Annotated in this window: 21 protein-coding genes, 2 tRNA genes and 1 other RNA gene; 18 read left to right on the top strand and 6 right to left on the bottom strand. The window is 40.0% G+C overall.

Going from position 1 to position 21,892, the window contains the following annotated elements; translation table 11 throughout:
- The first annotated feature begins 61 nt into the window (after positions 1–61).
- The 4 genes from KKD20_06600 (at position 62) to KKD20_06585 (ending at position 2,693) form a co-directional block, all read left to right on the top strand.
- Positions 62–382, top strand: coding sequence for a trp operon repressor (locus KKD20_06600; protein MBU4332749.1), 321 nt, complete (start codon positions 62–64; stop codon positions 380–382).
- 94 nt (positions 383–476) lie between these two features.
- Entirely contained in the window at positions 477–734 is a 258-nt protein-coding gene (locus KKD20_06595; protein MBU4332748.1) for a GIY-YIG nuclease family protein, read from the top strand.
- An RNA gene (rnpB, locus tag KKD20_06590) (RNase P RNA component class A) lies at positions 724–1,093 on the top strand. Before KKD20_06595 ends, rnpB begins: the two co-directional genes overlap by 11 nt.
- Before the next feature lie 199 nt (positions 1,094–1,292).
- Positions 1,293–2,693, top strand: a complete 1,401-nt coding sequence (locus KKD20_06585) for a sugar transferase (protein MBU4332747.1) — start codon at positions 1,293–1,295, stop codon at positions 2,691–2,693.
- A 147-nt stretch (positions 2,694–2,840) separates the two neighbouring features.
- Here KKD20_06585 and KKD20_06580 read toward each other — a convergent pair whose 3' ends face one another.
- A complete protein-coding gene (locus KKD20_06580) occupies positions 2,841–3,356 on the bottom strand; it encodes a hypothetical protein (protein ID MBU4332746.1) in 516 nt (171 codons plus the stop codon).
- 321 nt (positions 3,357–3,677) lie between these two features.
- Here KKD20_06580 and KKD20_06575 point away from each other — a divergent pair, with 321 nt between their 5' ends.
- Positions 3,678–4,514 (top strand): hypothetical protein, encoded by an 837-nt coding sequence (locus tag KKD20_06575; protein MBU4332745.1) that lies wholly within the window; start codon positions 3,678–3,680, stop codon positions 4,512–4,514.
- Positions 4,515–4,524: 10 nt separating this feature from the next.
- Positions 4,525–5,625 carry a glycosyltransferase gene (locus KKD20_06570; GenBank protein MBU4332744.1) on the top strand — a complete coding sequence of 367 codons (1,101 nt, stop codon included), beginning with the start codon at positions 4,525–4,527 and terminating at the stop codon, positions 5,623–5,625.
- 324 nt (positions 5,626–5,949) lie between these two features.
- On the opposite strand, the gene KKD20_06565 is transcribed toward KKD20_06570, so the two are convergent.
- Positions 5,950–6,231 carry a hypothetical protein gene (locus KKD20_06565; protein ID MBU4332743.1) on the bottom strand — a complete coding sequence of 94 codons (282 nt, stop codon included), beginning with the start codon at positions 6,229–6,231 and terminating at the stop codon, positions 5,950–5,952.
- Between the two features lie 25 nt (positions 6,232–6,256).
- Between KKD20_06565 and KKD20_06560 the strand changes: the two genes are divergently transcribed.
- From KKD20_06560 to KKD20_06530, 7 genes are all read left to right on the top strand, one after another.
- Positions 6,257–7,519, top strand: a complete 1,263-nt coding sequence (locus KKD20_06560) for a glycosyltransferase family 4 protein (GenBank protein ID MBU4332742.1) — start codon at positions 6,257–6,259, stop codon at positions 7,517–7,519.
- A gap of 113 nt (positions 7,520–7,632) precedes the next feature.
- Complete coding sequence (locus KKD20_06555; GenBank protein MBU4332741.1) at positions 7,633–8,826, top strand: glycosyltransferase family 4 protein; 1,194 nt, start codon at positions 7,633–7,635, stop codon at positions 8,824–8,826.
- Between the two features lie 155 nt (positions 8,827–8,981).
- The gene (locus KKD20_06550) at positions 8,982–11,813 is read left to right on the top strand and encodes a DUF4012 domain-containing protein (protein MBU4332740.1); all 2,832 of its coding nucleotides are present in this window, start codon (positions 8,982–8,984) and stop codon (positions 11,811–11,813) included.
- Between the two features lie 493 nt (positions 11,814–12,306).
- On the top strand, positions 12,307–12,936 hold the full coding sequence (locus tag KKD20_06545) for a hypothetical protein (protein ID MBU4332739.1): 630 nt from the start codon (positions 12,307–12,309) through the stop codon (positions 12,934–12,936).
- A 37-nt stretch (positions 12,937–12,973) separates the two neighbouring features.
- Positions 12,974–13,468, top strand: a complete 495-nt coding sequence (locus KKD20_06540; protein MBU4332738.1) for a hypothetical protein — start codon at positions 12,974–12,976, stop codon at positions 13,466–13,468.
- Between the two features lie 237 nt (positions 13,469–13,705).
- Positions 13,706–15,262, top strand: coding sequence for a murein biosynthesis integral membrane protein MurJ (gene murJ / locus KKD20_06535; GenBank protein ID MBU4332737.1), 1,557 nt, complete (start codon positions 13,706–13,708; stop codon positions 15,260–15,262).
- Positions 15,263–15,318: 56 nt separating this feature from the next.
- On the top strand, positions 15,319–15,990 hold the full coding sequence (locus KKD20_06530) for a transposase (GenBank protein ID MBU4332736.1): 672 nt from the start codon (positions 15,319–15,321) through the stop codon (positions 15,988–15,990).
- Between the two features lie 154 nt (positions 15,991–16,144).
- On the opposite strand, the gene KKD20_06525 is transcribed toward KKD20_06530, so the two are convergent.
- Entirely contained in the window at positions 16,145–16,621 is a 477-nt protein-coding gene (locus KKD20_06525) for a hypothetical protein (protein ID MBU4332735.1), read from the bottom strand.
- A 78-nt stretch (positions 16,622–16,699) separates the two neighbouring features.
- On the opposite strand from KKD20_06525, the gene lepA reads away from it, so the two are divergent.
- Positions 16,700–18,673 (top strand): translation elongation factor 4, encoded by a 1,974-nt coding sequence (gene lepA, locus KKD20_06520; protein ID MBU4332734.1) that lies wholly within the window; start codon positions 16,700–16,702, stop codon positions 18,671–18,673.
- On the opposite strand, the gene KKD20_06515 is transcribed toward lepA, so the two are convergent.
- Positions 18,662–18,946 carry a hypothetical protein gene (locus tag KKD20_06515; GenBank protein ID MBU4332733.1) on the bottom strand — a complete coding sequence of 95 codons (285 nt, stop codon included), beginning with the start codon at positions 18,944–18,946 and terminating at the stop codon, positions 18,662–18,664. The two genes, lepA and KKD20_06515, sit on opposite strands and share 12 nt — an antisense overlap.
- Before the next feature lie 59 nt (positions 18,947–19,005).
- On the opposite strand from KKD20_06515, the gene KKD20_06510 reads away from it, so the two are divergent.
- Positions 19,006–19,431: a septum formation initiator family protein gene (locus tag KKD20_06510; protein MBU4332732.1), complete on the top strand. Its 426-nt coding sequence runs from the start codon at positions 19,006–19,008 to the stop codon at positions 19,429–19,431.
- A gap of 100 nt (positions 19,432–19,531) precedes the next feature.
- Positions 19,532–19,921, top strand: coding sequence for a hypothetical protein (locus tag KKD20_06505; GenBank protein MBU4332731.1), 390 nt, complete (start codon positions 19,532–19,534; stop codon positions 19,919–19,921).
- 7 nt (positions 19,922–19,928) lie between these two features.
- Here KKD20_06505 and KKD20_06500 read toward each other — a convergent pair.
- Positions 19,929–20,004 (bottom strand) — tRNA-Thr (locus KKD20_06500).
- A gap of 3 nt (positions 20,005–20,007) precedes the next feature.
- Positions 20,008–20,082 (bottom strand) — tRNA-Gly (locus KKD20_06495).
- A 78-nt stretch (positions 20,083–20,160) separates the two neighbouring features.
- Here KKD20_06495 and ftsE point away from each other — a divergent pair.
- Both ftsE and KKD20_06485 read left to right on the top strand, forming a co-directional pair.
- Positions 20,161–20,841, top strand: a complete 681-nt coding sequence (gene ftsE, locus KKD20_06490; GenBank protein ID MBU4332730.1) for a cell division ATP-binding protein FtsE — start codon at positions 20,161–20,163, stop codon at positions 20,839–20,841.
- A 115-nt stretch (positions 20,842–20,956) separates the two neighbouring features.
- Complete coding sequence (locus tag KKD20_06485) at positions 20,957–21,889, top strand: permease-like cell division protein FtsX (protein MBU4332729.1); 933 nt, start codon at positions 20,957–20,959, stop codon at positions 21,887–21,889.
- Positions 21,890–21,892 lie beyond the last annotated feature (3 nt).

Raw genomic sequence — 21,892 nt, 5'->3', positions numbered from 1 at the left:
ATAATTTTACTCCTATATTCCGATATATCGGAATATAGGAGTGCAACAAGGAGAATTTTTTATGGCTAAATATGACCCAAACAACCTTTCTAAAAAACATCGAGATGCGTTATTAAATGAGCTAAGCGCCATTCTTTTTAAATTAGAAAGTCCAAAAGAAATTTATAATTTTTTAAAAGACCTTTTAACCGAGAGTGAAGAAGTGATGATTGCTCGAAGATTACAGATTGCTAAAATGTTGTTGAATGATTGCACATATGAAGATATTAAGTCAAAACTCAAAGTTGGATATGACAATATAAAAAATGTTAAGTACTTTCTTGATTTTGGCTGGGGCGGATATTTGAAAGCGGTGAATAGTAAGAAGAAGTTGAAACCTTGAGTTCTTGACTTTTTTAGTAATTTGCGCTATGATAATAAGGCTCAAGTAAGCAAGATGGTCGCCCCCCACCACTTTTACTTTTTATACACTATGCATGTTCTATGTTTATGTTTTAAAAAGCATCAAAGTAGGTAAGTTTTATATAGGTTTTACGGAAAATTTGAAGAGGCGGATATTAGAACATAAGACGGGACAAGTAAAGTCCACTCGAAATTGGTTGCCATTAGAACTTGTATATTATGAAGCTTATAAAAGTAAAAAGGATGCATTGATTAGAGAAAGGAGACTAAAACATTTTAAGAATGGTTATAAGGAATTACGTAAAAGAATTGTGAATAGTGTTGAGCTATAGACGGTAAAAGTGGTGGGGGGAGGAAAGTCCGGACACTCACCAGCACATAATTTATGTGTTGGTAAAAGAGCAGTCCGTAACACGGACCGGGAGTAGGTTGAGTAAAGACATCTCTAGAGAGTTTTTATTTAATTGAAGCCCAGGACCAGTGCAACAGAAACAAACTACCTTGTATTATGCGAGGCAAAGGTGAAATCGTGAGGTAAGAGCTCACGCGTTTGAATGGTGACATTCAGGCGGGGTAAACTTCTGCTCGGGTGAAAGGCCAAAATTGGTAGGCCGTTAGAATCTGATGGCAACATCAGGTCTAGATAGATGACCGTTTAAAACAGAATCCGGCTTATTGCTTGCTTGGGCATTATCATAAATCCGAGGCCTTAACCTCGGTTTTATGTTTTTTTGGGCGATAAGAGCTTTACAAAGGCTCTAAAATTCGTTAAGATTTAGACATAATCCAGATCTATAGTCAAAATGCAAATCTACAAATATACACGAATGCCGCAAATATGATTCGCAATTCGTAGATTTGCATTTCATTCGTAGATTAGCATTATATCTATGAAAAAGTCAGAACTCACATTTTCAGTGGTCCTTGTCCCCTTGGACTATATTATGATTTTGCTGGCAGGAATGTCAGCGTATTTTTTGCGTTATTCAAAGTTTTATCAGGAGAATATTAGAGAGATTGTTTTTGACTTGCCATTTAACGGTTATTTTGCGACTATTTTAGGGGTGGGAATTTTTTGGGTGGGGATTTTTGCTTTGACGGGGCTTTATACGATTGGAGTAAGGCGAAAGTTTATTGATGAATTTTCTAAGATTTTTGTGGGTTGCAGCGCGGGTTTGGCCTTGATAACTTTTTTAGTGTTTTTTAAGCGCGAACTTTTTGATTCGCGTTTTATTGTTTTGGCGGCTTGGATTTTGGCAATTTTATATGTGAGCATTGGCAGATTTATTATGCGGAAAATCCAACAATATTTTGTTAAAAGGGGATATGGAATAAAAAGAGTGGTGGTTATTGGTAATGACAAAACAACTAAAAATATTATTTTTGAGATAGAAAATAATTTATCGCTTGGTTTTAAAATTGTAAAATTTTTTGAGGAGCTGAATGAATCAGTTCGAGACAAAATTGGAAATATGGACAAAGAGGTTGACGAAGTAATTTTGGCTGATCCTAATATCTCGCGAAGAGAATCTTTAAAGCTTCTTGATATTTGCAATGAACTTCATATCACTTATAAATATGCGGCTGATATTTTTAACGCCAGGACTATAAATGTTGATATTACGATGATGAATAGTATTCCAGTGATTGAGATAAAGAGAACTCCGCTTGATGGTTGGGGGCGGGTAGTAAAGCGTATTTTTGATATTTTTGGTTCGCTTTTTTTTATAATTTTACTTTCTCCGGTTATGATTATTGCGGCAATCGCGATTAAGCTTGATAGCCGGGGGCCGATATTTTTTACTTACAGCCGAATCGGCGAGCAAGGCAAGCCGTTTACTTTTATTAAATTTCGTTCAATGACAAAGAATGCTCATAAACTGAGGTTTGACGAGGAGTTTTTAAAAGAACAAGAAAATATGCGTGATGGCACTCCAATGATGAAATTCAAGAATGATCCTCGTATTACGCGAGTTGGAAAGTTTATCCGCAAGACATCAATTGACGAGTTGCCTAATTTTTTCTGTTCGCTTATTGGAACTATGAGTTTGGTCGGCCCGCGGCCGCATGAGCCGGAAGAAGTGGAAAAATATCAAAAGCGCCATAAAAAAGTTCTAACTTTGAAGCCGGGCATTACCGGTTTGGCGCAGATTTCGGGGCGGAGCGATTTGGACTTTGAAGACGAGGTAAAATTAGACACTTATTATATTGAAAATTGGAGTTTGAAACTAGATTTGCAGATTTTATTTAAGACGCCGTTCGTTGTTCTTCGGAAACGTGTAAGGGGGTAAACGTTTCTACCCCGCTTTAGCGGGGGTCGGGGAGCTTTAGCTCAAGTGTGAAATATTTACATATTTTTATATATTCATTTGATATCTGTTTGATGTTTTTTAAAATAAAAAAGGGCCCAAGAAAATGAATTTGAGCCCCTAACGGGTTTACTTTTTGCTGATCCAGCCTGGCATTTCTGGCCAGCGGGGTTTTGGTCCCCAGGCTTCCAATCTTGCTGGACGGTTAAGCAAGAAGTATTCAATAAACATGGAAAGTATGCCTGCTATAGCGAGTGCTATAAAAATTGTCAAAATGTAATCAGGGATCGATTTAGGCTCAATCCAGCTGATGAATAGAATTATTGATCCCATTGAACTTACAAACAGTGATCCAATATCGTAGAAGAAGCGTTTCTCGCAGATTTTTTTATAAGATTCGCGATAACGATTTTCAAGCTCCGTTCGTTTAGCTATTTTTTCGGCCTTTTCTTGGGCGCGCTTTTTTTCCTCCTTTTCTTTTTTCTGGATAAACTCAGTAATATTCCGTCCTTCGACTGGGCAGAAGATTGCATCGATAGGATGCAGGTGATCACAAACCGGACATTCCTTCATAATGCGAGCACCACAAAACTGACAATACTCAGTGATTAAATTCTGTTTCCCGCAGGAATTACATACAATCATGATTTTCCTCACTTTCTTTCGAGTTGAACTTTTCATCACCGCAGACGATCGTCGCAATGAACAAACTCGGGATAACCCCACAAAAGAATAATATTGCGAGCGCCATAACGATGACTAGGAGATACAGACATCCGACTATTTGCAAAAGCATGAAAACTATACCCGCAATTTCTGCAAACATGATTTTCCTCCCCTCTGTGTTATGAAGTTGTTAATGTTCATTTTTGACTCTGTTTGACTTCTACTCCAAATATAATATACACTAACCATATATTCAACAAAATTGCTAAAAATACCTAATTTTTAAACTGTTAGTTTAATATGCTCTTACAAACAAAAGAAAAATTAGAAGATTTAATCGTAAAGTTACTGGCAGAAAGACCTATCTTGACAGCTACTCAAGTGAGGCAGGAGATTAAGGAGAAAAACAAAAAATACAGCTTGCAGGCTGTATACAAAGAATTACGGAAATTACAGAATAATGGAGTGGTTTCAAAAATTAAACAGAAGTACGGCTTACGTTTGCCTTGGGCCTTGGACTTTGTGTCATTAGCTGATATTATTTCGCAGACCTACATTGATTCTCCGAGGATCGCTTCCATTCTGCCAGAAAGAAATAAAAAGGAAATTTGGCATTTTAATAATCTTTTAAAAATGAATAATTTCTGGTCGCATATTCTGTTAATTTTAATTCAACAGTCTGAAAAAAAGATATTATTAGGTTGGAATCCCCATCCATGGTTTCATTTAGCGCAGACCAAACAAGAAGAGCAGTATATCAAATCATTAGGATTAGCTAAGGGTAAGTTGTATCTAATTGTTGGTGGCAGCACTTATTTGGATAGATGGGCAGAAAAGTTTTTTGATAAAAAAATTGTGGAATATTCTTTTGGCAGAAGCGCCTGCGGGACAGAATGTTCACCTCATTATATTAATGTTATTGATGATTATGTCTTAACAGTAAAAATTGATAAAAAGACAGCTAGGATAATAGATGATTTATATAAGAATACAACATCAGCTGATGATATAGACATCGCATCCATTATGGACGTCTTTCATGGTAAGATTAATGCCAGTATCTGGTTGGAAAAGAATTCCAAGAAAGCCCAGCAGATTAGTGGTAGATTTAGTAGATTTTTTGGTGTTAAGTTTTAACAATAAACAAATGAAAATAGCATTAGCGCATGACCATCTAAATCAACTTGGAGGAGCGGAAAAGGTTCTTTTTGCTTTTCATGAAGTTTACCCCAGGGCGCCGATTTATACTTTAATCCACGACTCACGAAGCGCTCGCGGGGTTTTTGATAAATTAAATATTAAGACATCTTTTTTGCAAAAAATGCCTGGAGGATTGCGTCACATGCGGTGGTATTTATCTTGGATGCCAGCAGCTTTTGAGAGTTTGGATTTGACTGGTTATGATGTGGTTTTATCTGATGCTTCGGCGTTTGCCAAGGGCGCTATTGTTAGCTCTGGTAGCTTGCATATTTGTTATTGTCATACACCGACACGGTATTTATGGAGCGATACTCATCAATATGTTAAGGAATTAAAACAAGGATGGCTTATAAAAAAAATTTTACCGTTGGTTTTAAATAAGCTTCGCGCTTGGGATTATCAAGCAGCGCAACGAGTTGATAATTTTATTGCTAATTCTTGCAATGTCCAAAAAAGAATTAAAAAATATTATCGCCGAGAGAGTGATGTTATATATCCGCCAGTGGAAGTGGAGCATTTTAAAATTGCGGATGAATTGGGAAAATATTATTTGATTGGCGGACGGTTGGTTTCATATAAACGATTTGATTTAGCAATAAAAGCTTTTAATAAATTGGGCATTCCGTTGAAAATTTTTGGAACCGGGCCGGAAGAAGAAAAGTTGAGGAAGATGGCCAAGAATAACATTGAATTTTTAGGTCAAGTGTCTGATAATAAAAAAGCCGAGCTTTATTCCCGGGCTTTGGGTTTTATCCATCCGCACGAAGAAGATTTTGGGATTACCGCAGTGGAATCAATGGCGGCTGGCCGGCCAGTGATTGCCTACAAAAAGGGCGGGGCTTTAGAGACAGTGATTGACGGTGAAACTGGTGTATTTTTTGAAGAGCAGGAATGGGAGGCCTTGGCGGACGCGGTGATTAGGTTTGAGCCGTCAAATTTTGATCCTGTTAAAATCCGAGAACATGCTTTGGGATTTGGTAAAGACAGGTTTAAGAGGGAAATGGTGGAATTTGTGGAGAAAAAGTGGAAAGAGTTTCAGGCAGGATAACTGATAATTAATAATTAATAATTTTACGGTTTGACGGTTGGAACCGTCATATTGTGATTATATTTTCATTTAGCATTTTCCATTTATCATCTTGTTTGGTTTGATATGACAAGGTCATCCCTTCGGGATAATGTAATATCATAAATATTGTAATTTTATGTTATGATGTTATGGACTATCATAATGTGAAGAATAAAGTGGACTAATCGGGTGAATAGTACAATACTTTTTGAAATAAAAAAGACCCCCTGCAATCCAATTGCTTGGATGGGGGCCTCGTGAGGTATGTCTGTGATGGTTACAAAGCTATGTAAAGTAGCCAGTTTAATTGGGTTTTGTAATCACTGTCTTCCATCTTGCATTGTACGACAAATGCTCACATATGTACGCCATAATAACCATTACAATGCAGCCAATGTCGCCAATCAAGATTGGTAATCCTACCCACCACCATGAGTATCCCCACGCAATTGAATCCATCAGGCAGTCAGCCATTTTCCCAACTGCGGTGAAAAAAGCCACACCGTTGCCGGACAAGAGAAGAACAATAGATATCCCAAATGATATAGCGGACACCTCACCCCACATTTTTTGCTTGTTTTTCATCTTGGTTTCCTCCTTGATTTAGAGTGTGAGACGGCCAGTTTTCGTGGGTTATATAAAATTATCATATCTAAAAATTTTTGTCAAGATGCGCATCGCCATTGATATTCGTTCCCTTTTAGAGCCCTGCATGAGTGGGATAGGCGAATATAGTTACAATGTATTAAAGCGAATTTTAGAAGCTGATAAAGAAAATCAGTTTAATTTGTTTTATAATATTCGGCATTCGGTAAAAACTAAACCACCTAAGTTTGACTACCCCAATGTGAAAACTCTTGGATATCAATATCCAAATCGCTGGCTGAATTTGTCTTTGAGGTATTTTGGTCGGCCAAGACTGGAAAAGTTGAGTGGTGACCCAGATTTGATGTGGTTTCCTAATTTTGGATTTATGAATTTTAATATTAAAGTGCCTTATGTTTTGACAGTGCATGATTTAAGTTTTGAGCGGTATCCGGAGTTTTTTACGCCGGCGCATCGGCTTTGGCATAAGTTGATTGATTGTCGGAGGATGGCGCGGGGAGCGGCAAAGATTATTGCGGTGAGCGAAAATACTAAGAATGACTTGATTGAATTATACGGGATTTCTAATGATAAGATTGATGTGATTTACGAAGGTGTGGGTGAGGAATATTTTAAAGAAACAGAGAAATTAAGCCATTCGACAAACTCAGGCCAGGAAAATAAAGAAATAAAGGACGACGCGAATATGCGAAAAGTTGTGGGGAAGTATGATTTACCGGAGGAATTTATTTTGTTTTTGGGAACCATTGAACCAAGGAAAAATATAGAGGCCATAATCAGGGCTTTTGACAAAGTTTGCAACACGCCCCAAGCCCCAAGCCTCAAGCTTATACTAGCCGGGGGGAAAGGTTGGAATAATGAGCAAATATATGACATTTATAAACAAGCTAAACATCGTGATAAAATTAAATTTATTGGGTATGTTGATAAAGAAGACAAACCAGCGCTTTATAGCTTGGCCTCGCTTTTTGTATTTCCTTCAATTTACGAGGGGTTTGGCTTGCCGCCGTTGGAGGCCATGGCTTGCGGCACAGCAGTGATTGCGAGTAATGCCTCGTCTTTGCCAGAGGTGGTGGAGGATGCCGGGTTGTTGGTTGACCCGTATAATGTGAATGAGTTGGCGGAGGCGATGCGGGTGATGTTGGGGGATGATAAGTTGAGACAGGATTTTATAGAAAAGGGGAGAGAGCAGGTGAAGAAATTTTTATGGCGAAGTTGCGCTGATAGGACATTAGAAGTGATAAATAGGGTTGGCGGGTTATTTTAGTTTGTTGTAATAAGCTCGCCTCGCTGTCGCTCGGTTCGCGTAATACAATAGTAATAAAATTGTTATCTTTAGAGTTTTAGAACTCTATAGCTTTAAGCTTTATGGCTATTAATATGCGCATTGCCATCGACGCCCGCCTCTACGGCCCCGCTAAAAATAAGGGTCTGGGCCGGTATGTTGAACAATTAGTCAAAAACCTTGAGCTCGTTGACCCTGAACCAGAGCAGAGCTCGGTTCAGGGCAAGTCCAATGAGTACATTATTTTGTTACGTAAAGATAATTGGGACGAGTATCAACCCAGAAGTTTAAATTTTAAAAAAGTGTTAGCTGATTACAAATGGTATTCATTGACAGAACAGATTTTTTTGCCGATTAAATTATGGCGGCTGAAAGTTGATTTAGTGCATTTTCCGCATTTTAATGTGCCGTTATTATATCGGGGAAAGTTTGTGGTAACGATTCATGATTTGATAATGTATAAATTTCCAAATGAGCGGGCAACGACTAGGAATAAATTTTTATATAAAATTAAGTATTGGTTGCATGGGGTGGTAGTTAAGTCAGCCGTGAAACGCGCGGAGCAGATTATTGCGGTGTCTAAACATACAAAGCGTGATTTGGTAAAAGAATTTGGAATAGTTGAGAATAAAATTAGTGTGATTTATCTTGGATATGAGGTGAGTCAAGAACAAGAAACAAGAAACAAGAAACAAGAAACAAATGAAGTTTTAATTAAATTTAATATCAGGAAGCCGTATCTTTTGTATGTTGGGAATGCTTATCCGCATAAGAATTTGGAGCGGTTGATTAAGGCGTTTGAGTCGGTGAGATTGAAATATCCAAATTTACAGTTAATGTTAGTTGGCAAGGATGATTATTTTTATGAACAATTAAAACAATTTAGCAATTTAACAATGAAACAATGGAACAATGAAGTCATCTTCACAAACCACATCTCAAACGGTGGACTCACAGAACTTTATAAAAACGCATCAGTCTACGTTTTCCCATCATTATACGAAGGTTTTGGCTTGCCGGGCCTGGAAGCTATGAGCTATGGCTTGCCCGTGGCATCATCCAAGGCCTCATGTTTACCGGAGATTTATGGAGAAGCGGCGTTGTATTTTAAGCCAACCGATATTAATGACATGACCGAAAAGATTTGTCAGATTATTGAAGATGAGTCTTTACGTGAAGAATTGATAAACAAAGGCTTGGAACAGATAAAAAAATATAGTTGGGAAGGGTGTGCTAGGCAGACACTTGAGACTTATGCACATTTACTGAACCACGGGAAAGCTGTATAATAAAAATGTAGATAGTCTAGTGTCCTGCCTCGCCACAGCCTTCGGCAAGGCGGGCAAAAATCTAAAGTTAAAAGTTGGATTTTCAGTTAAAGATTTTTAGACTGTATATTCTTTGAATTAATTTTTAATTTTAGATTTTAGACTATTGTTGACCCATGCCAAAGAGAAAATCATCCCGCCGTTATTTAGAGCGGGCTAAAAAGAAGAGAACAACTTGTTCCAAGAATAAGGGGGCGAAAAAGAAGGTAGTGGGAAACAGAAAAGCCAAGGCAAAACTAAAAAATGGAATGAAGCCCAACAAAAAGCAAGTGGCTGGAATTCAACGCCGGGTTTTTCCAATGTCCCAAACTTATCTAGAGCCCCTGATTGGCAAGGAGGAGGTCGCCTTTCATGAGAGCAAATACGCGCCGCAGGAATTAACCTGGGACCAGTTTTTTGAGTCTAATGGGCAAAACCAAGAGAAATCTTATCCTGAAGAAACTACGGTGGGTGTTAGAGATAATTATTTTTCTGGCGGCGGTTCTAAGGTTAATCTTATTACTCAAAAAGAAACTTTAACAGATTTCATAATCTCTCTTCCCAGAGATTTTTTACTGTTTTATAAAAATATTCTCAAAGCTTTATCAAAATTTGTTTATGAAGAGGCATTTTTGTTTGGTCAAATGGTCCAATGGAATTTGGAAACCATGGGTCGGGCTCCTTTGAGAATTGTTGGTGGAATTCTTTTGCTTGTTTTGTTTGGGTTATCTATTTTTGAGAAGATTTTGTCGCCCCTTATCAAATTAGTCGTTCGTTTTGTCGAGTTTGCATCTTGGAGTTGCCAAAATTATTGCTATGTTCTGCGACGGATATACGGACGCATTTTTAGATTCTTTAGAAGAGATGTTTTTGTAAAACCCCAGCCGCCGCTTGGTTGGGGTCGGGCTGTGGCTGCTTTTATTGGGATTTGTTTGGCCATAATTTTACCGTTTCAGTCCTACTTATATCTAACCAAACTAAAAAAAACCCAAGGCCTGGTTTTAGGAGCAGCCACCTCGGCTTACGAACATTTGCAAAATGCCGAGCAGGCCACTACGGGTTTTGATTTTGGCCAAGCTCACCAGGAATTTAAAATCGCTAATCAAGATTTTAACTCGGCCAAAGACGAGTTAAATCAACTTGATTTTCTAATATCCGGCATGCTTAAAGTATTGCCCCAAGGCATTAGCGCCAATCATTTACTGGAAGCGGGTCAGGCAGTAGCTGCGGCTGGGGAGCATTTGATGTATGGTTTAAATTTTATGATTACCGGCACAGAGCAGGCTTTAACCACGGAACAAGGCCAGGAAACCGAAGTTTATAAAACCGACTTGGCCACGAAACTGCTTACTTTGGAACAAAGTCTGGACCAAGCTTATCCCTTGATTACCAGTGCCCGGTATAATTTGCAAGAAGTGGCTCAAGACGCAATACCCGAGGCTAATCAGGAAAGCTTTAAGAAAATAAAGGATAAGGTTGAACAACTGGAGGCGGCTATAGGAAAATTGCGTTCTTTTACTCTAGTTTTAGGAGAAATTTTGGGGGTCCATGGTTCGCGTCGTTATTTGGTGATTTTTCAGAACGAGGCCGAAATTCGTCCTACTGGCGGATTTATAGGCAGTTTTGCTTTGATAGATGTTGCCCAGGGCAACATAAAAAAACTGGAAATTCCCGGGGGCGGACCCTATGATCTTCAAGGTTCACTCCTGAAACGCGTGGCTCCGCCAAGGCCCTTGCAAAAGATCAATGGGCTTTGGCAGCTGCAGGATGCCAATTGGTTCCCGGATTTTCCAACTTCAGCTGAAAAAATAATTTGGTTTTATGAAAATTCGGGCGGGCCTTCGGTTGATGGAGTGATTGCTTTAAATTCGGGGTTGGTTTCGGACCTTCTGGAGATTATCGGGCCCATAGAAATGTTGGAGTATGGCAAAGTGATTGATGCCCAAAATTTTCAGCAAGAAACCCAGCTTGCCGTTGAGGTGGAATATGATCGAGAAGAGAATAAGCCTAAGCAATTTATTGCTGATTTAACGCCAAAACTTTTAAATAGCTTACTCACCATTTCCGTAGAGCAGGCATTCCAGTTGTTGACTTTGATAGACAAGAGTCTTAGTGAAAAAAGGGTGCTTTTTTATTTTCTAAACCCCGAGCTGCAGGAAGAGGTCTGTAGCCGAGATTGGGCCGGACAGATTAAGTCCATAGGGCCAGAGGACGATTATTTATTCGTGGTTAATACTAATATTGGCGGCGGTAAAACCGATAACGTTATTGAACAAAAGATATATCATCAAACCGAGATCTCTGCCATTGATGGCAGGATTATTAATACCGTAACTATTCAGCGGACCCACAAAGGGGTAGGCGAAGATATTTTTCTGTCCCAGGAAAATATAAATTATATCAGGGTTTATGTACCGCGGGGAAGCGTGCTTTTAGAGGGTCAGGGCTTTACCCCCCTAGGTCCTGGTCATTTTAGAGACTTGGAAGAAAACATTGAGGAGGATATTGACCTTAAAGAAATCGAGGGCCAGGTCCTTGTGGACGAACTGACAGGCACCCGCATTACTAATGAATTTGGAAAGACGGTTTTTGGCAATTGGATAATTTTGGAGCCGGGCGAGACCGCAATTTGTAAATTTAGATATCGTCTGCCGTTTACCTTCAATCTCTATTCTGATGCTAGTGAAAGTTCCGGTGATGGATTGCTGACTAAGATATCACAGAAGCTGAATCCGACATTGACTGCCAGTGCTTATACTCTTTTGGTGCAAAAACAGCCGGGCAGTAAATATGATCAGCTGGAAAGCTCTTTGATTTTTCCGGCAGACTTGTCTGTCAGCTGGCTTTACCCAATAGACGAAAGCATTGGCCAATATAAAAATTCAATCAAGTTTAAGTCCATTTTAAATACTGATAAGTATTTTGGGGCGGTGTTGAGACCCCTGTCATCTCGACCGAGTGAGGAGTGAAACGACGAACGAGTGGAGAGATCCCGCTGGATTTCCTGTAGACTTGGGCACAACTCCGTCATTGTAACTTCCTGTCATTGCGAGCGATATAGCAATGACATCGATTACCTCGCAATGACATAGAATATCTAATATTAGCCAAAATAACAAAATTGTCAATTTAAAGCTATTGACAATTTTTTTTATTTATGCTAAGATAAAGTATTGTAATTTGACAAACAGGGTTTATTGGTTCTAAGATATTATGATTGGCCAATGAAATGGAGGATTAGCAGAGAGCCCTCCTCCTGCTCTCTGTGCCCCCCACCACTTTTGCTAAGTTTATATTTATGAAGATTATGAAGATATAGAAAGCAAAAGTGGTGGGGGGGTCCAGATTCTATCTGGATTTCCTAATCCTCCTTTTTATTGACTGATGTTTTAGCCAATAGTTCGTTCACGGTTCAATTTTTTTCCATTTAAGCCCCACATGGGGCGTTTATGCAAGGAGGCTATGATGAATGAGAAACATCGTACGGATGACCAGCCCATGGTGTGCTGTGCCTGTAAGAAGGAGCTCAAGCCGGGGAATGCCTGGGCCCCTAATCGGAACGAATTGAAGGGGGTAATCTCACGTCTCCGTATCGCGGCGAAGGCGGCCGAGGGAGACATAGCCGAAGATTTGCGCGAGCAAATCAAGGCTCTTGAAAAGCTCGTCTACCCGAAGGACGGGGAGTCGGTTTCCCTGTTCTGCTCGGGGCATGGGCAGCAGTTGCGGGAGGCCACTGGGTCTCCCAAGGCTACCATTCCCTGGGAAGTCCTCAAAAAGATCCTCGATGCTAAAGAGGATCGCGAGCGGGATATCCAGGGGGCCTTGAACCAGGCGCGCAGACTCCGTATCGGGGGACATGCGGATGACGCCTTGTCCCACATGGAGACCTTTGCGGCCGAGTTGGTTGAAAATGGTGGCCGCGAGGATCCTCGGGTGGGCAGGGAGATTGAGTCCCTGCGCCGCTACATTGAGCAGGGTCCTGCCCGGGCGAAGAAGTTATTCGCCCGAATCCGGGAAAGTCAGCAGAGACCGCAAAGGGGAGCCCCCAAGGCCACACGAGTGGCCGACGGGCGCCTGAAGCGGAGAAAATAATAGAGGAGAAACTCGAGGGGTATGGTACCTGTACTTTATGGTGCCTGCCCCTCTTTTCACATCCATCAAATGGAGGGGAAAAATGATTGGGTTGATTATTGCTGTATTAATTGGCGCCTGTGTTTATATTTTTGGGGTGCCGAGTACATTTGCTCAGGCTCTGGTCAATGGTAGCCACTTTCTTTTTTGGTGGTATATTGTGACTACACCTTTGGTGGGATTATTATTAATTTTTCCCGCCTCGTTAGCGGTTCTGGGTGTTGGCGCCTTGCAAGAGTTTTTGCGAAAACAAGGGTTCAATGGAATATTACCAGAGCCTTTGTCAAGAAGTAAAAAAATATCTTTGGGAATAGTTTTGACATTTCTCTGGCGACACGTCTTTTTTATCGTGGGGGCTTACTTTTTTTGGCAGGGAGCAGTGCCAGCCGCTCCGGTACTTTGGAAAGTCATTATTGGAGGACTATTCCTTCTTCGCGCTTTAAGCGGGGTTAAAATATCCTTCAACTTCAAAAGGAAGGATATTGGCAGATAATCTTGTGTCTCGCGCGAGTAGTGATAACCTAATATACCGTGGCTGCTTCGCTCAGAGCAGAGATAAATAAACTGGGCCCAGTCTTGGGGAGTGTGCTGATCAACTTGAGAGCAAGTTGATAAGACTCCCTTCTTTTTTTACAACTTTTTACAACCACTTCAGGTTGTTTTTTTATTGAAAAGATGATAGAATAATTACAGGCCCACCTCAGGCAATTTTTTGTCTGATTTATTTTATATGTTCCAAAAGTTTATCCACAAACTAAAAAACACAATCACCGGCGGCGCAATTGTTATCGCTAGTTTTTCTGTTTTGTCTAAATTCATCGGGCTTTTGCGCGACCGGCTGATTGCCTCAAATTTTGGCGCCGGGGATATCACTGACATTTACTTTGCGTCTTTCCGGCTGCCGGATTTGATTTTTAATACTCTGGTGCTTGGAGCTTTATCCTCGGCTTTTATTCCCATTTTTATCAAATGTCTGCAAAAAGATAAAGAAGAGGCGTTTCGAATTGCCAATTCAATTCTGCATTGCATTGTTTTAGCCTTAGCGATTTTAGCGGGAATCTTTTTTATTTTTGCGCCGCGCATTGTTCCTTTATTAGTGCCGGGTTTTGATCCAGAAAAACAAAGGGCAGTAGCCGAACTCACCAGGATAATGCTTTTTAGCATTATCTTTTTTGGAGCCAGCAATGTTTTTAGCGGTATTTTGAATTCTTTTAAACGGTTTGTGGCTTATAGCTTGGCTCCGATATTTTATAACCTGGGGATTATTGCCGGTGTCTTATTTTTAGTACCAAGGTTCGGGATCAAGGGGTTGGCTTGGGGCGTGGTTTTGGGCGCCTTTTTACACTTATTAATTCAAATTCCATCTGTTTTAAAAGCAGGTTTTAGGTGGCAAGCAGTTTTAGCATTCAAAGACAGGGCGGTTCAACGAGTGGGATTACTGATGCTGCCGCGCACTTTTGGCTTGGCAGTCAATCAAATCAATCAGCTGGTAATAAATGTTATTGCTTCTACATTGGTTGTTGGCAGTGTGGCAGTGTTTAATTTTGCTTTTAATTTACAATCATTTCCTATTGGCATTTTCGCGATTTCTTTGGCTGTTGCCTCGTTTCCTTATTTTAGCGAAAGCGCAGCCAAGAAGGATTTAAAGGAGTTTATTGCGCATTTTTCGGTTACTTTGCGCCGGATTTTGTTTTTAATCATTCCTGCCTCCGTGTTTATTTTGTTACTCCGGGCCCAGGTTGTGCGGCTAGTTCTGGGGGCCGGAAGATTTGATTGGCAGGACACCGTGATGACCTTGGAGACTTTGGGTTTTTTTTCAATTTCACTTTTTGCCCAAGCCTTAATCCCGCTCCTTGCCCGAGCTTTTTATGCTTTTCAAGATACCAAGACCCCGGTCTTTGTCAGTATAGTTTCGGTATTAATTAATATCTTTGGCGGACTATATTTAAGTAGGATACTGGGTGTGGCGGGTTTAGCCTTAGCTTTTTCTATAGCCAGTATTGTAAATGTGATTTTATTGTTTGTTTTATTAAGGTGCAAGCTGGGTTTTTTAGACGAGAAAAAAATCATTTTTTCACTTTTGAAAGTCAGCATGATTTCTGTTTTGGCCGGCGTTGCCGTTCAGATTAGTAAAATGGTCGTTGGCTCAATATTTGATTTGACGACATTTGGCCAAGTTTTACTGCAATTCCTGGTCGCGGCTGGAGTTGGAGGACTAGTGTATCTGGGCTTGGCTTTGGTGTTCAAGTGTGAAGAAATTGGAGTGATAAAAAAACTAAAAGTTTAGTTAAGGTTTTATGAACTATTTGCGCAAATAGTTCAATATTAGATTATAAGTAAATCATGTCCAAAAGAAGTAATTTAAACGAATATCCGATTCATTTTGTAACGACCAATGTAAATAATAATATTTTTTTATTTAATCGCGAGCAGTATTGCCAGATTATTGTTGATAATTTGAAATTTTATCGGAATAAGTATAAGTTTAAATTATACGCTTGGGTGATTATTCCCTGGCATATTCATTTGTTGTTGGAGTTGTTAGAAGGGATCAAAATTCAAGATGTGATGAGAGATTTTAAGAAATATTCAGCGGTACAGATTGTGCAACAGTTGAAAAAGGATGAAAGGATTGACTTACTTCAGAAATTTTCTTTGCAGGATGGCATTCCTGATTATAAATCAACGTTGGGCGTCCGCTACTCCTCGGCCGTTCAGGGTCCTCAGACCCTGAACGCACACGGTCTGAGGACCGTGTGCGGGCCAAAGGGTAGAGCAACGGCGAGGCGGAAAAGAACACGTAAATTTCAAGTTTTTGAAGAAGATTATTATGACTTTAATGTCTACACCGAAGAGAAGTTTTTTCAAAAAATCAACTACATTGAGATTAAAAATCCCGTCAAACACAGATTAGTCAAAACCCAAAAAGAATTGGAAAATTACAAGTGGTCATCATATAGGAGTCGTTGTTTTGGAGATAATTCGGTGATAAAAGTTGATGTTCCAGAAATGTAGAGATTTTATCGTGGAACTATTCGCGCGAATGGTTCACTAATAAAATTGAGAGTTAGCTTGATAGTATGGACTATCATACTAAAGTTTTAGAAAAAAAGAGCCCCAACTTTTCAAGGTCGGGGCCAAAATAAGAACAATGAACGAAACAAACTATCTATGATGGCAAATTTGTACAAAGAATTGCCTTTGTAAGTTCGACTCCTTCTCCTAATGTTTGCACAATAAACCCTGTTACTTCCTCAAGCATCCCGTGCCTGTGAATATTATTCTCCTCCATAATAACAATGATGGGTTTCCTAAGCATATCGGCCCAGGCTATTTCCATCACGGTACCGATTGAGACCCTCTTAGCTTCAAGAAAATTCACAAATAGAACATCACATCTTGAAGTATCAAATCGATCACGGCAGACCGTCCCTTTCCGAGTAGACAAAGGATGACTTTCAAGAAAACATCTACTTGCTTTACTCCCTATTTTTAATTCCTTTTTGAGAAAATCCTTGCCTCGCATTGGCGAAGCAGTGGCTATTCCAGCAATTGCTAATTGTTCGGCTACGCCTTCTCTCCAGCCGGTGCACTCTTTATAACTCGTACCAAGTATTGGACCAGCCAAATAAACTAAAGGTTTCATTTTGTCCTCCTGTGCGATAATAAGATTGTGGTGGAATAAACTTGGACTGTTAAGATAACTTTATCACAAGATAATTTTATGTCAACCCCCGCATTCAACATCCGCAACTTTTGTATCATCGCCCATATAGACCATGGAAAGTCCACTCTCGCGGACCGTTTTTTAGAATTAACCCATACCGTCAGCCAGCGGGACATGAAAGAGCAAGTTTTAGATCAGATGGAGCTTGAAAGGGAAAAGGGGATTACTATAAAATTGACACCTGTCCGAATGAAATATATACCGCTGTCCTTGAGCAACTCAAGCCTCAACTATCAGGCATCAGGCAAAGAATACATACTAAACTTGATTGACACCCCTGGCCATGTTGATTTTACTTATGAGGTCTCGCGAAGTCTAGCGGCGGTTGAAGGTGCAATTTTGCTCGTTGATGCGACGAAGGGCATACAGGCGCAGACATTGTCAAATCTTTATTTAGCTCTGGAGCAAGACTTGGCAATTATCCTAGTGGTTAATAAAATAGATTTACCCAATGCTGATGTGGCTAAGACAAAAAAAGAGATGGCGAGTTTATTGGGAGTGGACGAGTTGGAGATTTTAGAGGTTTCCGCTAAGAAGGGGACAGGTGTGGAAAAAGTTTTGGAGCGGGTTGTTAGGGATGTGCCGGCACCGATCTCACCAGCAAGCTTTCGGGCTATCTCAAGCTCAAAGAGGGCTGGTGAGCAGCCATCGGCGAGGGGCAGCACAGGCGCCCTTGATCCTGTGCGGGCATTGATTTTCGATTCACAGTTTGATGAATACAAAGGCGTACTAGCATATGTCCGAGTGTTTGACGGTCAGATGAGAGCGGGTGATAAAGTCAAATTCGCGGCCACGGGTAAAGAGAGCGAGGTGCTTGAAGTTGGGGTATTCACGCCCAAGCTAAAGAAAACCGAACAATTGGAGGCCGGCGAGATTGGTTATGTGGTCACCGGACTTAAACAGGTTGAAGTTTGCAGGGTTGGGGATACTATTGTGGGGACTGGAGTTAATCCATTGCCAGGCTATAAAGAAGTGAAACCCATGGTTTTTGCCGGAATACATTGTAAAGAGGGGAGTGATTTTAATAAACTCCGCGAGGCTTTACAGAAGCTCAAGCTTACTGATGCTGCCTTAAACTTTGAGCCAGAAAATTCTCCAGCCCTGGGTTTTGGATTTAGGTGCGGCTTCTTGGGTTTATTGCATTTAGAAATTATCCAAGAGCGCCTTCGCCGCGAGTATGAACTGGAGTTGGTAGTTACTACACCATCTGTGGCTTACAAAATTAACCTTAAAAACGGAAAGCAAGTTGTGATTCATAGCCCGCAAGAGCTGCCCAATCCTAATGATTATGAAACCGTCTCGGAGCCCTGGATGAAAATTGATATCATCACCCCAGAAGATTATTTTGGCAATGTAATGAAACTTTTGCAAGATCGCAGCGGTGTTTATAAAACCACCGAATATTTAACCCATGGCCAAAGCGAGGGGGCAGTACCCCGCACCGAGGCGCAAGGCGGATATGGTGCGCGGGTTATTCTTCATTATGAAATACCGCTTTCATTTCTTTTGACGGATTTTTATGATAAACTTAAAAGTGCGACCAGCGGTTATGCTTCTATGAATTATGAGTTTTTGGAATATCGGTTGGCTGAACTTGAAAAGATAGATATTTTGGTGGCTGAAGAAAAAATAGAAGCCCTTTCCGCAATTGTTTATAAAAAAAGAGCCTACCAAGAGGCTCGAGCAATAGTTAAGAAACTAAAAGAGGCAATACCCCGCCAAATGTTTGAGGTAAAAATTCAAGCCGCAGTTGGGTATCAGGAAGCCAGGGGAAATGAGGGCGGAGGAAAAATTATTGCCAGTGAGCGGATTTCAGCAATGCGTAAAGATGTTACTGCTAAACTTTATGGCGGTGATGTGACTCGGAAAAGAAAATTACTGGAGAAGCAGAAAAAAGGCAAGAAAAAAATGAAAAGCCATGGTCGGGTAGATATTCCAACTGAGGCTTATTTGGCGGTGCTAAAGAGATAAGTTGGGATTTAAAAAAGAGCCGGTGCCACCAGCATAAAGACCATTGAGAGAATAATAAAGACAGCGGCGAATATCCAAAATATTTTGTGCTTTTTTTGTTTTTTCATTGAAGTTAGCTGGGAATTTTCTACTGTCGGTTGATTCAAGTATATCAAATGCGAAGTTTAATTGCAAGAGCGCCTGATATAATTCAAATCTACAAATGTATTCAAATGCCGCAAATAAAATTTGTCTGCCTCGTCGGCGAGACGGGTAGCATTCGTAGATTAGCATTCATTCGTAGATTTGAATTATATTTATTTGAATTATATTTATAATTTGCTATAATTTATATGAGAGGTACCCCAGGTTCAACCCTTAAAACAATTTTAGCGTCAAAACTTTTTTTATTTGCCAGTCTGATTTTTTTAATTTTGGCTTCTTTGACATTAGTGAGAGTGGTGACCAGAAAGATGGAAGTCAATCGAGAGATTGCCGAGCTGGAAAATAAAATAAATGAACTGGAGGGGCGCAATATAGAATTAACCTATTTGATTGATTATTTGCATACAGATACTTTTGAAGAAGAGAGCGCCAGGTTGCAGCTGGGCCTTAAAAAACCAGGGGAGGAAGTGGTGATAATATCCTCACCAGCAGCCACTTCTCTTGAAATGATTCAGATACAAGAATCCATGAATGATACTAGTGAGCCGGAAGTTGAAGAGCCGTATAACCCAATTAAATGGTGGCGATATTTTTTTGGGACTGAAGCAAGGTAATCATAAAATTTACCGTTTACCTATTTGCTATTCCAGCCAAAGGCTGACCCCTCCAAAGGCGGGCAGGCACCTTCTGGCTGGAATAATAAACAGTAAAACTATGCCTGAAGAAAATTTAAACAACAAAGAGAAACAACAACCCACAGAAAAACCATCCCAAGAGATGCCCGAGAATAAAATTGATTCGGGAGCCCCCCTTACTGGTGATATGCAAAAATGGCGGAGAATTGTACTTGATGCCATCACTCCACGCAAAAAGAGGGAAGTAGTCCTAAAGCCAATGTCAACCTCCGAAGTAAAGCCCGCGCCCACCGTTAAATTTCAGAAAAAGGTTTTAATCCCGAAACCACTCAAACAGAACGATTCGCTAAAAAAGAAAAAACCGTTGTTTGGTTTTTTTAAATCAACGAAATGCAAAAAAGCGGCATTATGGCTAATCGCGCTGGTGTTATGGATTATTGTTTTTGCTTTAATTCTTAAGGCTCGGTAGGAGAAGTTGGAGCCAACGGTCGGACTCGAACCGACGACCTAACGCTTACGAAGCGCTTGCTCTACCAACTGAGCTACGTTGGCTTGTGGAGCGGGTGAGCGGAGTCGAACCGCCGTCCTTAGCTTGGGAAGCTAATATAATAACCGTTATACGACACCCGCAAGGGTAGTTATTCTTCGGCTGTTCATAGTATAGCTTATTTTTATAAACATGAAAAGCTTGCTTATTACGTACTCACCATGATTAAATTTAGAAATATTTCAAAGGTCTATCCGCCAGATATCTATGCGGTTAAAGATGTCAGTTTTCATATTAAACCCAAAGAAATGGTTTCCCTTGTTGGAAGATCTGGCGCTGGTAAGTCAACCTTAGTTAAGATGTTAATCGCTGAAGAAAAGCCAACCAAGGGCAGGGTAATTGTAGGCGGTTGGGATATTACTGATATTAAACAAAACGAAGTACCAGTTTTACGGCGTCAAATTGGGGTAGTGTTTCAGGATTTTAAATTATTAAAAAAGAAAACCGTGTTTGAAAATATAGTTTTTGCTTTGCATGTTTGCGGAGCGCCGCCTGCTCGTATTAAAACTATTGTGCCAAAAGTATTAAGAATCGTTGGGCTGGAAGATAAACAGCAACGTTTTCCAGAAGAACTTTCGGGCGGGGAACAGCAGCGGGTTGTCATTGCCCGTTCTTTGTGTCATCGGCCAAAAATTTTGATTGCTGATGAACCAACCGGAAATTTGGATTCCATCAATACCCGTGATATTATTAATTTACTGAAAAAAATTAATGAATTTGGGACCACGGTTGTTTTAGTCACCCATAATCGCGAGGTGGTAAATTATCTTAAAAAGCGCGTGATTACTATGGATGAAGGGAAGATTGTGAGTGATCGGGAGCGGGGAAAGTATATGATATAAATTTGAGTATTTTTTAGGTATTAATTAGTTATTTAATTATTATTTATCAATTATCAATTATCTAACATCAGAAAATAATTAATAATTGATAAATAAAATATGCTAAACGTTATATATGTTTATATCTTTATTCCGTCTTACCAAACTCACTCTTCAGAACTTTTTCAGAAACATTTGGCTTTCAATCGTTACTTTGACTATTGTGATATTGGCTTTAATTTCTATAAACATTTTGATTACCCTGAATGTTCTAACCAATACTGCCGTTGAGACCATAAAAGACAAGATAGACATTAGTCTTTATTTTAAACCCGAAGTCAGCGGGGACCAAGTTTACACGGTCAAAGCCAAGATTGAAACCTTTGATAAAGTAGCCAATGTTGACTATATCTCACCAGACCAGGCTTTAGTTGAATTTAGGGCGCGGCATGAGGATAATCCCTTGTTAATGGCCTCTCTTGACGAACTGGACGGTAACCCATTGGGCGCGACCCTTGTTATAAAAGCTAAAAATTTAGAGGACTACGCCTCAATTTTAGCTAAAATTCAGGGTCCCGAGTTTGGGGAGTATGCTAATTTTATTCAAGAAACGAATTTTAATGATTACGAACTGGTTATTGGGAAACTCAATAAATTTTCCAAAAAAGTTCAGACAGTGGGGATAGTGGTGATTGGAATTTTTTTATTGATTACTATTCTAATTATTTTTAACACCATCAGGATAGCGATTTATACTCACCAGGAGGAGATTTCTATCATGCGTTTGGTTGGGGCCACTTCCTGGTTTATTCGAGGTCCGTTTTTGATGGAAAGCGCGCTTTACGGTTTATTTGCTTGGGGCATTACCATGACGATTATTTTCCCGTTTTTAAATTTTGCGAGGCCGCATCTAATGATTTTTTTAGGCACTCAAGCTTCCGAAGGATTTGATATCGTGGTTTATTTTCAAGAAAATTTTCTTTCAATCTTTGGTTTCCAATTAGTTTTGATTGTTTTACTTTCAATGATTTCTTCTAATATTGCAATAAGGCGATACTTAAGGGTTTGACAG

The organism is Patescibacteria group bacterium (genome assembly GCA_018896645.1).
GTDB lineage: Bacteria > Patescibacteriota > Patescibacteriia > UBA2591 > JABMQE01 > JAHIMF01.
Note: the sequence above shows the minus strand (reverse complement) of the source record. Positions and strands in the feature narration are given on the sequence as shown.